This window comes from Halomarina oriensis (assembly GCF_009791395.1).
Lineage (GTDB): Archaea > Halobacteriota > Halobacteria > Halobacteriales > Haloarculaceae > Halomarina > Halomarina oriensis.
In genome coordinates this window covers 52,984-64,841 of the sequence record NZ_WSZK01000007.1, presented here as the reverse complement: position 1 = coordinate 64,841, position 11,858 = coordinate 52,984, and the positions used below count along the sequence as shown (strand labels likewise).

General features: G+C 61.1%; 11 protein-coding genes and 1 pseudogene. 6 read left to right on the top strand and 6 right to left on the bottom strand.

Features of this window, described 5'->3' with window-relative positions:
- Window positions 1-544 precede the first annotated feature (544 nt).
- Window positions 545-817 (bottom strand): SDR family oxidoreductase, encoded by a 273-nt coding sequence (locus GQS65_RS22060; protein WP_158203181.1) that lies wholly within the window; start codon window positions 815-817, stop codon window positions 545-547.
- Window positions 818-1,270: 453 nt separating this feature from the next.
- On the opposite strand from GQS65_RS22060, the gene GQS65_RS02930 reads away from it, so the two are divergent.
- Window positions 1,271-1,756, top strand: coding sequence for an AsnC family transcriptional regulator (locus tag GQS65_RS02930; protein WP_158203180.1), 486 nt, complete (start codon window positions 1,271-1,273; stop codon window positions 1,754-1,756).
- Window positions 1,757-1,978: 222 nt separating this feature from the next.
- Here GQS65_RS02930 and GQS65_RS02925 read toward each other — a convergent pair whose 3' ends face one another.
- Window positions 1,979-3,580, bottom strand: coding sequence for a sodium:solute symporter family protein (locus GQS65_RS02925; protein ID WP_158203179.1), 1,602 nt, complete (start codon window positions 3,578-3,580; stop codon window positions 1,979-1,981).
- Window positions 3,581-3,583: 3 nt separating this feature from the next.
- Window positions 3,584-3,754, bottom strand: a complete 171-nt coding sequence (locus GQS65_RS02920) for a hypothetical protein (RefSeq protein ID WP_158203178.1) — start codon at window positions 3,752-3,754, stop codon at window positions 3,584-3,586.
- 504 nt (window positions 3,755-4,258) lie between these two features.
- On the opposite strand from GQS65_RS02920, the gene GQS65_RS02915 reads away from it, so the two are divergent.
- Entirely contained in the window at window positions 4,259-5,461 is a 1,203-nt protein-coding gene (locus GQS65_RS02915; protein ID WP_158203177.1) for a cytochrome P450, read from the top strand.
- A gap of 102 nt (window positions 5,462-5,563) precedes the next feature.
- Here GQS65_RS02915 and GQS65_RS02910 read toward each other — a convergent pair whose 3' ends face one another.
- From GQS65_RS02910 to GQS65_RS02905, 3 genes and pseudogenes are all read right to left on the bottom strand, one after another.
- Entirely contained in the window at window positions 5,564-6,739 is a 1,176-nt protein-coding gene (locus tag GQS65_RS02910; protein WP_158203176.1) for a 3-hydroxyacyl-CoA dehydrogenase, read from the bottom strand.
- 74 nt (window positions 6,740-6,813) lie between these two features.
- Window positions 6,814-7,035, bottom strand: coding sequence for an AMP-binding enzyme (locus GQS65_RS22055; RefSeq protein ID WP_368279783.1), 222 nt, complete (start codon window positions 7,033-7,035; stop codon window positions 6,814-6,816).
- Window positions 7,036-7,299: 264 nt separating this feature from the next.
- Window positions 7,300-8,519 (bottom strand): annotated as a pseudogene (locus GQS65_RS02905) (acyl-CoA synthetase); the annotation flags it as partial.
- Between the two features lie 225 nt (window positions 8,520-8,744).
- On the opposite strand from GQS65_RS02905, the gene GQS65_RS02900 reads away from it, so the two are divergent.
- The 4 genes from GQS65_RS02900 (at window position 8,745) to GQS65_RS02885 (ending at window position 11,573) form a co-directional block, all read left to right on the top strand.
- Window positions 8,745-9,920 carry a thiolase C-terminal domain-containing protein gene (locus tag GQS65_RS02900; RefSeq protein ID WP_233264994.1) on the top strand — a complete coding sequence of 392 codons (1,176 nt, stop codon included), beginning with the start codon at window positions 8,745-8,747 and terminating at the stop codon, window positions 9,918-9,920.
- Window positions 9,917-10,327, top strand: coding sequence for a Zn-ribbon domain-containing OB-fold protein (locus GQS65_RS02895; protein ID WP_158203175.1), 411 nt, complete (start codon window positions 9,917-9,919; stop codon window positions 10,325-10,327). The genes GQS65_RS02900 and GQS65_RS02895 overlap by 4 nt, the downstream gene beginning before the upstream one ends.
- A gap of 179 nt (window positions 10,328-10,506) precedes the next feature.
- A complete protein-coding gene (locus GQS65_RS02890; RefSeq protein ID WP_158203174.1) occupies window positions 10,507-10,842 on the top strand; it encodes an EthD family reductase in 336 nt (111 codons plus the stop codon).
- The gene (locus GQS65_RS02885; RefSeq protein ID WP_158203173.1) at window positions 10,842-11,573 is read left to right on the top strand and encodes an SDR family oxidoreductase; all 732 of its coding nucleotides are present in this window, start codon (window positions 10,842-10,844) and stop codon (window positions 11,571-11,573) included. Before GQS65_RS02890 ends, GQS65_RS02885 begins: the two co-directional genes overlap by 1 nt.
- The last annotated feature ends 285 nt before the right edge of the window (window positions 11,574-11,858 follow it).

Genomic DNA, 11,858 nt, shown 5'->3' with positions numbered 1-11,858 from the left:
GAAACCGATTCAAAACAATCTACCCGAAACATGGGGTGGCTTGTATCGGATCGTGGATTTTAAATACGTCTAAGCGACAAACAGTTCTGACATTGAAATACGCGAGAATCGGTTGTGATTGCAGTTGAAGGATGATTCGATATTTGGCCAGTGAAACTGCTCTGCTCAGAAAATAGCGGTAAATCGGTGGTAACAACGACCTGAGACGAATGCTGTTGTCCCTGTCACTACCCTCTCGTCTCGGTCTCGAATGGAGTTCCTGTCGACAACGGCAATTGGAGCGTATGCTACAGTATGAAACATCGAACTTCGTATTGACGGTGAGATGCGGGGCCAGTTTGTGTAATTACTTCTCATCGCAACTTCGAGAGTCACTTTGTCACTTACGTGCCTCCGACACTTACGGTCGGACGCGTGAGACCGTATCAAACGGGGACACCACTTTCGGTGAGACGTTCTCTGAACGGTGTCCCCGCCGTCGACAACCATGCTCTGCCCCGTTATGAAGCTCCGTTACAACCGAATCGGAACACTACGGTAGCGGCTACCTCTTCACGGCGACAGAACCGACCCATCGGTGTCTGCTGTGTTGCATACGACTCGACTCCGTCGTGGTGTCCTGTCGGAACATCCCCGTATCGGTGAACCCGAGAGATACCGCGTTCACCCGTAGGCCGTTTCGGGCGAAGTCCACCGCAACTTGGCGAGTGAGCGCGACGATGTCGCCTTTCGCTGCACTGTAGGGCGCGGAGTTCAGAACTCCAACGACACCCCCAGCACTGGCGATGTTGACAAGTCGAACCAGCCTCTTCGTCAACCAGCCGCTCAGCTACCGCTCGACAGCCGTTGAACGTCCCTATGAGGTTCGTTTCGAGCGAGCGCTGCCAGTTCTCCGACGATGTCGCTCGTAGTTCGTCGAGCCTGGTGACGTCTGCTTCGACGAGTTCGCTTTGCTGACCGTCGTTGCGAACAGCATCAACCGTCGGGGTGACGTCACGACGAGGCTCCCGTCGGAGGTCGGCGACGACGGCGTTTGCCCCCAGTCCGGTGCCGCGAGTGCGATCGATCGACCGATTGCCGAACTCCCACCGGTGACCACAATCGTCCGGTCTCCAAGGTCCATATTACCCCCTCAACTGGCGCTAAGATGTAGATTGACACGGCCCACTGGTGTGTATTCATAGGCACTCTCGAACCTGGTGATGTCTTCGTCGTGTCGCCGATTTCGTTCTACTCATCCTTTTTATCTGTTCGGAGACGAGGAGGAGCTATGCCGACCAAACGCGACTCGAACGCCATCGACGAAATCGACCGACGAATCCTCTCGATACTCGCCCACGACCCTCGAACGCCCTACTCGAATATCTCTACTCAACTGGCGGAAGAGGGAATCGAGATGAGCAGTGAGGGCGTCCGTCGCCGAGTCACAGCCCTCCTCGACATCACCACGACGTTTCACCTCCTCAGGCCCGATGGACAAGATTGGGAGATCTTCGTGATTACTGTCCAGGTCGCTCACGAGAGCGGCGCGAAAGAAGCCGTGTTCGAAGCGATGTCCGAGATGAGCTTCTGGTTCGTCGGCAGTGGATTCGGGACGATCGACCTCTACGCTATCGCAACGGTCGACTCGAACCGCGAAATCGACGACTTGGTCAACCGAGTTCGGAGTCTCGAACAGGTGACCGCCGCCGAGTACATGATCGAGACGGATCGCTCGGTCAACGTCGAACGGTATCTACAGATCGCCGAGGAGTGACGTTCGGAGCGAGTGGTCGCTTCCAGTCGGAAGGGTGGCTCTCGTCGTGTGAGGGCAGCAGCCAGACGGTCGAAAATCGCTGTGAACGGAGTAGCACGAGTAGTTGGGAGCATCGTTTCGGTCGTCGCCCCAACGAGGAGCGTCCGAACCCACACGTTGCCTCCGTGGATCGATAAGGGCTCCCAACGCGAGGGATCCCCGGCGTTCACGCCGGGAAGGACGTTACAGCAGCGGGACTCCGATCAGGACGAACAGACCACCGAACAGGGCGATACCTGCACCGAGCGTCCCGTAGGCGATGTACTTGGTACGGTTGTACTTCTTCTCCAGTTGCTCCTGAGTGTGTCGCTGGATGACCTCTTCGGAGAGAGTGATGTCGTTCATGTCGTGGAAGAACGCCCGTTCGTCACGTGACGTGCTCGTCACGAGTGACCCACCGACCATCAGCGTCGTCGAGATGACCAGTGCTGGCAGAACCGGGTCGATGCCGAACGGTAGGGAGAACAGCCCCCATGCCTGTGTCGCTTGGTAGAGCAGGACGTACGAGACGGTCCCACCGATCATCGAGAGCAGTGCACCGTACCTGTTCGCACGTTCCCACTCCAGTCCGGCGATAATCATGGGTGCCCACGCGACCGCGAACACCGAGCCCGCCCACGCTGCGAGCCAGTAGATGCCGAGTGGCTCGAACAGCGCGATAATCGTTACCGTACTGACGACGGCTAGTTGTGCGAGTCGTGCGCCGAGGAGCTGCTGACGCTGGGTGAGCACCTGCCCACCGACTCGTTCGACCAGGTCACGTGAGAGGCCAAACCCGGCGTAGATGAAGATCGTCGACGTGGTCGAGAGGATTCCGGCCATGATACCGGCGACAGCCAGACCACCCCAGAACGGGCCGACGACGTTCGTCGACATCCAAACGACGACGTTGTCGACTGGTTCGATTCCCGGATTCAGTGCGAACGTCGCCATCACACCGAGAAACAGGACGGAGATGACACCCGTGGCGAGGAACGTCGAGATGTTCGTCCCGTTCATCAGTTCGAAGTCGTCAGAGGCAGGGAACGCCCGCGAGACGACCCACGGCGCGACCATGATGAAGAACAACCACAGGATCCACTGGCTCGCGAGCCAGCCGGGGGACATGTTCATGTTCGCCCCTCCTGCGTACCAGGTGCCTGGGTTCTGCTGTGGAAGGGTCGTCGTCAACACGTCGACTCCACCGGCGGCGAAGATGGCTGCCGGGGCGACGACTGCGCCCGTGACGATCATCGCGACGCCCATCAGCGTGTCCGTTACGACGACACTGTACATGCCGCCGGCGACCGTGAACACCATCAGCGCGATGGCGAACAACACGACGATCTGTTGGTACGGAATGCCGACGAAGTCCGCGAGGAGGTACCCCGCCCCGATGAGCTGGATGACGCCGTAGCCGATGAGCCCGATGATCATGATGACGGTCGCCACCGAGCGGACGAGTTCACTCTGATAGCGGTCACCGATGAAATCCGGCATGGTGACGTTGTTGAGTTTCCGGAGTCGGCGGCCGACGTAGAGCATCCCGATGACCAACCCGGGCCAACTCCCGTAGATGACGAGCCACATCGCGGCACCTTCCGTATAGACGATACCTGCGATACCCATCATCGTCGACGCGCTCATGTAGGACGCGAACAGCGTCCCCGCGATGAGGATGCTCCCCGCCTTCCGGTCCATGACGTAGAAGTCCTCGGGGACGTCGATGAATCGTGCCAGCACCGCGCCGACGAAGACGTAGACGGCGAGGGTCCCGAAGAAGACCCCCTCGACGAGACTCACCATCGGTCAATCCCCCTGCACGCGAGCAACGTCGTCCGAAGCGTGCTCTCTGGCGACCTGTTTCTGCTCGATCGCCTGCCTGTAGTCCTTCTTGAGTATGTGCAGCGTCCACAGGGTGGAAAGCACCACGACCGCGAGTGGATGTGCAAACGCGAGTATCACGCTAACGTCTCCCATGATTTAACACCAGAAACACCGTTTTCCTCCACCCTATTATAGCTACCGGTGGAACGCGAAAACCGAGCGCTATCGAGGAGTAACAAAGGAAACGAACGCCCAACGAACCACCTGTAACACAGGGCTTCGATAGCGGAACACGATGGTCACAGCAGCAGCAGCGCCATTGGCAAGCAATCACAGTCGGTGGGTGGGGAATCACACGAAGACGGAATCGGCGATTGCGAAAACCAACTCGCTCTGTGCCATCACGGAGAAATAACAGGCGTATATCTGTGATACCGTACACGTTCTCTCGTCCCGTATGCACACGAGGATGCACGACAGCCGCTATCGGGTATCGTCGTCCGGCAGTCATCGACGTCACCGACCCTTCGTAGCGGGCGATATCCGGTGACCGCAAGGGGATAAAGCGAGTCGAGAATCCACAGCAAGCATCGGGACGGCGGTGTGGACCCTGGGAGAACTTTTATGCTGATTCCATCTCACTCTCCAACCACGTCCATGGGAGTCACTGACAATCTGACGGACCCGGCGGTCATCGCTCGCCCCTACGAGTACTTCGGTGAGATTCGTGAATCCGAGCCAGTGTACTGGAACGAGAAGTGGGGTGGGTGGATCGTGACTCGCTACGACGACGTTCGCCACTGTCTCCAAGACGACGAGCACCTGTCGGTACAGGTCGAAGCCGATCGGCTTCGAGACTCGTCGCTCGACATCCCGGTGATGAAGAGCATGTTTCCGAAGTGGGTGTTCTACCTCGACCCGCCGGACCACACCAAACTCCGACGGGTGATCGGTGAAGCGTTCAACCCCGCGATGGTCAAAGAGCAACGGTCGAAGGTCGAGACTGCGACCCAGACACTCATCGACGATATCGAGCGGCGTGACCCTGAAGAGATCGAGTTGATCGAAGAGTTCGCGTACCCCCTTCCGGTTCGAATCATCACACGCATTCTCGGCCTCCCACTCGATGACAAACAGCAGTTGGGCGAGTGGTCGTCCGATATCGCACTCACGCTCTTTCATCACTACAACGCCGAGAACCGTCACCAACGAACCGAAGAGAGCATCGAAGAGTTCGCAGCGTACGTCCGTGAAGTCGTCCAGCGACGCGAAGAGGCCCCACGAGAAGACCTCATCACGTACCTCAACGAAGCGGAAGCCGACGGGATGACGCTCGACCAAGACGAAGTCGTCGCGACCGTCGTGGGACTGTTGTTCGCCGGCCACGAGACCACGACGAAACTCCTCGCGAACGGGACGCTCGAGCTACTTCGGCATCCCGACCAACTCGACATGCTCCGTGAAGACCCGTCACTCGCGCCGAGTGCGGTCGAAGAGATTCTCCGATACCACGGCCCATCGAAGTCGCTCACGAGAGGCGTCAAAGAGGGCTTCGAGTTCCACGGCAAGCAGATCGAAGCCGGTGAGCGAGTACTGCTGAGTCTCGCAGCGGCCAACCGTGACCCTCGGAAGTTCGAATCCCCCGACGTGTTCGACATCACGCGGGGAACGATGGAACACGTCGGATTCGGTCACGGGACACACCACTGCCTCGGAGCCCCGCTCGCCCGCCTCGAAGCACGCGTCGCGTTCCCCGCACTGGTCAACGCGTTCCCGGAGATGGAGCTCGTCGACGACGAGGTGCAGTGGACCCAATCCCCACTCGTCCGAGGTCCTGGGGAGCTTCGACTGCGCGTCTGACAGGGACGACCTCGGAAAGAATGCCACAACCTCCGGGGAGTCATCGCCCCTCTCGAATGCCTCTCACGGCATTGCAACACCGCTCCCCTGAGCGCTGCCGGTTCAGATGTCGTCACCAGCGACACCGTCAGGTCCCTCGCTCTCGGCCATCTCAATGAGGCGGTCGTGGGGTCGATACTGCTCGCGACCGGTCTCGTCGTAGAGTCGCTGTAGGACGTCGACGATGCGGTCGTAGCCATACTCGCCGGCGAACGCGAACGGCCCCTGTGGCCAGTTCATCCCGGTCAACATCGCCGTGTCGATGGCTTCCTCCGTAGCCACGTCCTCGTCGACGAGCCACGTAGCAGCGTTCACCGCACTCGCAATCATCTGCCAGGGGTCGTACTCCTGGCTCCTCTCCATCGAGATGTCGACACGCTCGTACTCACCCGGAGCGGGGTAGTCGTAGAACCCTTCGCCGCTTTTCATCCCGTAGGCCGCTGCTTCGACGCGCGCTTCGAGGGTCTCGGAGATGACGACCGGAACGTCGCGGTCGTCGAGCGCCTGGCAGACCATGTAGAACACGTCGATTCCAGCGAAATCGAGCACTTCGAACGGCCCCATCGGAAAGCCGAGTCTGCGGTTGGCAGCGTCGACCGCCTCGAAGTCGTGGGTACCGTCGTCGACGACTCGCAGGGCCTCACTCCAGAACGCGTAGTTGATTCGGTTGAGGATGAACCCCGGGACGTCCTTCTCGACGACGACGGGCGTCTTACCGACGTCTTTCGAGAGCGCGATGGCAGTCTCCAGTACCTCGTCGCTGGTCGCTTCGCCTCGAATCACTTCGACGATTTCCATGAGCGGAACCGGGTTCGAGAAGTGCATCCCGACGACCCGTTCGGGGTCGTCAGTGACGTCGGCTATCTCGGTCACCGGCAGTGTACTCGTGTTCGTCGCGAGAATCGTCGTGGGAGGGGTCAGTCGGTCGGCCGCTTCGAAGATCTCGCGTTTCAGTTCGATGCGCTCGGGAACCGCTTCCACCACGAGGTCCGCCCCGGAGAGTCCCGCCGCCTGATCAGTCGTCGTCGTCAGTCGGTCGAGGACTGCGAGTCGGTCTTCACCTAACTGGTCGAGACTCGTAGCGATGCGTTCGTTCGCCGTCACGAGTTGGTCCTCGTCGACGTCGACGAGCGTTACGTCGTAGCCGTGCATCGCGAACACCTGTGCGATGCCGTGGCCCATACTCCCCGCGCCGATGACGGTGACTGTCTCTACACGCTCGACGCTCGAATCGACCATGCTCATTGGGCACAGTTCGAGAGCAAAAACGTTTCGACCGATGGACCCACGAATGGTGGTCGACGGTTCTTCGACTACTCGGCGTTCCCCTGGGATTTCAGCGTTGCCCGTCGAATCTTCCCCGTGGCTGTCGTCGGGAGTTGGTCGATGAACTCCAACTGTCGTGGGTACTCGTACTTCGCCAGTCGGTCTTTGACGTACTGTTGGAGTTCTTCGGCGAGGTCGTCGGACGGTTCGTACCCATCTGCGAGTTGGACGAACGCCTTCGGGACCTGCCCTCGCTGGTCGTCCGGCACGCCGATGACACCGGCGTCGGCGACCGCATCGTGCCCCGAGAGGCTGTCTTCGATCTCTTCGGGCCCGATACGGTAGCCCGAGGAGATGATGACGTCGTCCTTCCGACTGACGAACTCGAGGTAGCCGTCCTCGTCGAGCGTCCCCAAATCTTCGGTTCGAAGCCACCCGTTCTTGACCTTCTCCGCCGTCTTCTTCGGTCTGTTCCAGTACTCTTTGAAGCACGCGGGGTTCCCTTCGTACTTGAACCCGATCTCGCCGACCTCTCCCGTCTCGACTGTCGGCTCTGCCGTCTCGGGATCGAGAATCGCTATCTCGTGGCCGGGAGCGGCACGACCGATCTTCCCGCGACGGAGCGAGAACAGCGGCTCACAACCACCGACGACCATGTTCGCCTCCGTCTGGCCGTAGCCTTCGTGGACGTCCGCACCCTCGAACGTCTCGCGAACCCAGTCGACGATGGTGCCGCCCAGCGACTCGCCACCGCTCGTGATGGTCCGGACGTCGTGACGTCGTGCTGGTCGGCCAGGTCGTCGTTCTGCATCATCATCCGAAGCGCGGTCGGTGGAATCCAGAAGTTCGTGACGCTGAACTCCTCGATGAGGCCGAACACGTCCGCGCCTTCGAACTGCTTGTTCCAGCCGACGGTCGGCATCCCGTAGTACAACGCTGGCAGCAAGACACAGCCGAGACCACCCATCCAGGTCCACGACGCGGGCGTCCAGTAGACGTCGTCGTCGGTCATCTCCATGCTGACGAACCACGAAGCGAACAGTGGGAGGTGGCCGAGTACCATCCGGTGGGCGTGTCGGACGCCCTTCGGGTTCCCCGTCGTCCCGCTCGTGTAGAAGATGGTCATGTCGTCGCCCGGGTCGGTCGAGACGGTCTCGAACTCCGTGGACTGGCCCTCGAGCGCGTCCCAGAACGCCACCTCGTCGGCTTCCGAGCGAGGGTCGATATCGCCCACCGTGAGCACCGTCCCGAGGTCGTCCAGGTCGTCTGCAACCGAGCGGTAGACGTCGATGGTCGCTTCGTCGATGAGGGAGGCGACGCACCCACTGTCGTCCAGTCGGTATCGGAGGCCGTCGGTCCCGAACAGCGTGCTCAGTGGCACCGAGACGGCACCCAGTTTCCACGCCGCGAGGTGACCGACGACGGCTTCGGGTTTCTGTGGCACGTTCACGCCGATGCGGTCGCCTCGCTCGACGCCGCGCGATTCGAGGTAGTTGGCCAGTTGATTGGCGGCCGTCTGGAGCTCGCCGAACGTGTACTCGCCTCGTCCGTGTGGGTCGTCTCTGATGTAGAGGGCAGTTCGCTCGGGAGACTCCTCCGCCCACCGGTCGCACGTGTACGACGCGACGTTGAACTCGTCGGGGATCTCCCACTCGAACGCCTCCACGAGCTGTTCGTGGCTCGCCCACTCCTGTTCGTGGAAGTGGTACGCGTCCAGCCTCGGTGCGACGGCGGTGTCTGGTACTGTGTACATTGGTCTCGCGTTCCTCAGCCGTGTGTTACCACCCAACCAATTAATGATGGCGGTGCGCCCCACCGATTTCCACACCGACGAAGCGTCCCATCGTCTCTACTTGGAAACCGCGCTGAGTGACCGGGTCGATGCCACTACGTCCTCGTATTGGGCGCTGGCGAGACGGTGAGTCGTCCGGGACGGTTTGGCGGAACTTACTTGTGCACGCCAGCAGTGTGTCACACAATGGCAAGAGCATCGGTGGTAGGCACTGGCATGACCGACTTCGGTGTCTACACGAAACCCATCGCGGAACTGTTCGCCGACGCCGCGCTGCCGGCGATGGAGGATGCAGGTATCGAGAACGGCGACGTCGACGCGTTCTACTTCGGGAACGTGCTCGGTGGCGCGATTCTCAACGAGACACACCTCGCACCACAGGTCGCATCCCATATCGGACTTCCACCTGGAACGTCCGTCCAGCGGTACGAGGACGCGTGTGCGACGGGGTCGTTGGCGTTGAAACACGCCGTCCGTGCCGTCGAGACTGGCGAGCACGACGTCGTGCTCGTCGGCGGGGCAGAACGATGTACGCCCGCGGGGACCGGCATCGAAACCTCCGAGATGACGCGAATCTTCGGCAGCGGTGCCCACCGCCAGTACGAGCAGGCCCCGGGGATGACGACGGCGAGCGTCTTCGCACTCCACACACAGCGTCACATGCACGAGTACGGGACGACCGAAGAACAGCTCGCCGAAGTCGCCGTCAAGAACCACTATCACGGGTCGATGAACAGTCGGGCCCAGTTCGGCGAGGAGAAGACCGTCGAAGAAGTACTGGAGAGTCCGGTCATCGCCTCGCCGTTTCGCCTCCTCGATTGCTGCCCGTTCTCCGACGGGGCCTCGGCAGTCGTCGTCGTCGGCGAATCGGCCGCCGAGAGCTACGGTGTCGAACCGGTCGACGTCGCCGGTATCTCTCACCAGGCCAACGCCTCGCCCGTTGCAGACCAACCGAACCCCCCGTCGACGGAGATGGTCCGACGGGCGGCACGAGACACGTTCGACCAGGCCGGGTTCGGCCCCGGCGACGTCGACGTCACCGAGGTCCACGACTGTTTCACAGGGGCCGAGATCCTCGCGCTGGAAGCACTCGGGTTGGTCGAGGACGGGCGGGCCGGCCCGGCGACGGTCCAGGGGCGGACACGGCTAACCGGGGACATCCCCGTCAACCCCTCCGGTGGGTTGAAGTCCAAGGGTCATCCCATCGGTGCGACGGGAACCGCTCAGATCGTCGAGTTGACCGAGCAGTTGCGGGGCGAGTCGGGCGAGCGCCAGGTCGAAGACTCGACACGGGCGCTGGCTCACAACGTCGGTGGCATGACCGCGACGGCCGTCGTCACGGCCTTGGAGGCCCGCACATGAGTAACCGACCGGAACAGGGCCAGCGGGCTGCGAGCGACGACGAGAGCGAACGGCTCACCCACGAACGGTGGACCCGGGCACTCGAGGCAGGGGAGCCGATGGGACTGTCGTGTGGTGACTGTGGCTACGTGACCGGGACGCCGAAGGCGGCGTGTGTCCGCTGTGGGAGCCGTGACGTCTCGACAGTCTCGCTCCCCACTTCGGGAACCGTCTATACGAAGTCGACGATCGAAATCGCACCGGGGAATCAGGGACGTGGCTACCAGATCGCGCTGATCGATCTCGGGGACGCTCGGATGCTCGGGCGTATCGCCGACGGCGACCACGTCGAAATCGACGACACCGTCGAGCTCACGGGAACGTACGAGTACGACGGCGACATCGTGGGGGTGTTCGAAGCTCGTTGATACGACCGGAACGATCGACGGTCGAACCGAGCGTCTGACTCGACGTCGGGATGGGCATCGACGTCACTGCTGTAAGGCCGGTGGGCGACCAGAGGTGAATTCGTACACGCGGAACTGGTACGGAGTGAACGATCTTGGGAAACGGTTATGTCGAACCACTCTATTTGATAGTTTACCAAATGTACACACTGTACGCACTGTGGACGGCACCCGATGACGACGATGTCGAAGCGTTCGAAGAGCACTACACGGAGACGCACGCTCCGCTCGCAGCGGCCGTGCCGAACCTCAACAAACTGGTTACTGTCCGTGCTACAGAGGGGTTGGAGGAGGGCGACCCAGCGTACTACCGGGTCGCGGAGATGGAGTTCGATTCCCGAGAGGACCTCCACGAAGCTGAAGCGTCCGACGAGTGGGCGAAAGTCCGAGAAGACAGCGGGAAGATCATCGAGGAGTTCGGGGTCTCCTTGGAGGTCGCCATCGGGGAGAAACACGTGACCGACGGTGACAGCTGATGGCGATCCTGATTACGGGCGGGTCGAAGGGTATCGGTCGGGCTATCGGGAAACGGTTCGCCGAAGAGGGCGACGACGTCTTCATCAACTACCACAGCGACGACGAGGCGGCACAGGACGCAGCCGAGGAAGTCGAGGCAGCGGGGGGCCACGCGTTCCTCGTCAAAGGTGACGTCTCGACCCCCGAGGGAGCGCAGGACGTCGTCGACGAAGTCGCAGCGGAGGCCGATCAGCTCGACCAACTCGTTCACTGTGCCGTCGACCCGCTATCCTCGCCCATCTTGGACGTCGACCCTGAGCGGTTCACCGAGGCCGTCACACTCAACGGAGTCGGGTTGCTCTACATGGCACAGGCAGCGTTCCCGCTACTGGACGAGGGGAGTACCATCTTCTTCATGTCGAGTCGTGGGAGTGACACGGTCGTTCCAGCGTACGCAGCATTGGGCACTTCGAAGGCGTTCGGCGAGTGCCTGATTCGCTATCTCGCGAAGGAACTCGCACCGCACGGCATCCGGGCGAACACTGTCGCCGCAGGGCCGCTCGATACCGAAGCGATTCACTCAGTCCTCGACAACGCCGACGAGCGACTCGCGGCCGCGGCGGAGGCGAATCCGAGCGGTCGAGGGTTGGCGTTCGACGACGTCACAGAAGCGGTCTACTGGATCGCGTCTCCGGAAGCAGAGATGGTTCAGGGACAGTTGCTGTTCGTCGACGGCGGACTGTACCTGTAGGACCCCCACGACCATTTTTACGAGTTCGCACCGAGCGCGGCTGGACTGTTCGATAGTCGGTCGCCGACGAACGGTGACTTCCGGACACGTACTATCAGTAGTACTTACACACGTTGGCCCACTACGGCGTATCGGATCGGGCGATACAAACCAGGACTCGACTTCGGCCATCGAAGCAGGTAAGGCTCGCACAGCTGCTTCTACCCGTTCGTCTATCGTCATCTCGAAGCTCTGTGTGCAGAGCCGAGACACCCGAATCGACATTATCGATTTGAAATTCGCGTT

Excerpts from the sequence above, each read along its gene's own strand:
- GQS65_RS02900 (WP_233264994.1), top strand. The coding sequence starts at position 8,745 with ATGGCAAGAGCATCGGTGGTAGGCACTGGCATGACCGACTTCGGTGTC.
- GQS65_RS02920 (WP_158203178.1), bottom strand. The coding sequence starts at position 3,754 with ATGGGAGACGTTAGCGTGATACTCGCGTTTGCACATCCACTCGCGGTC.
- GQS65_RS02885 (WP_158203173.1), top strand. The coding sequence starts at position 10,842 with ATGGCGATCCTGATTACGGGCGGGTCGAAGGGTATCGGTCGGGCTATC.
- GQS65_RS02925 (WP_158203179.1), bottom strand. The coding sequence starts at position 3,580 with ATGGTGAGTCTCGTCGAGGGGGTCTTCTTCGGGACCCTCGCCGTCTAC.
- GQS65_RS02895 (WP_158203175.1), top strand. The coding sequence starts at position 9,917 with ATGAGTAACCGACCGGAACAGGGCCAGCGGGCTGCGAGCGACGACGAG.
- GQS65_RS02910 (WP_158203176.1), bottom strand. The coding sequence starts at position 6,739 with ATGGTCGATTCGAGCGTCGAGCGTGTAGAGACAGTCACCGTCATCGGC.
- GQS65_RS02890 (WP_158203174.1), top strand. The coding sequence starts at position 10,507 with ATGTACACACTGTACGCACTGTGGACGGCACCCGATGACGACGATGTC.
- GQS65_RS02915 (WP_158203177.1), top strand. The coding sequence starts at position 4,259 with ATGGGAGTCACTGACAATCTGACGGACCCGGCGGTCATCGCTCGCCCC.
- GQS65_RS02930 (WP_158203180.1), top strand. The coding sequence starts at position 1,271 with ATGCCGACCAAACGCGACTCGAACGCCATCGACGAAATCGACCGACGA.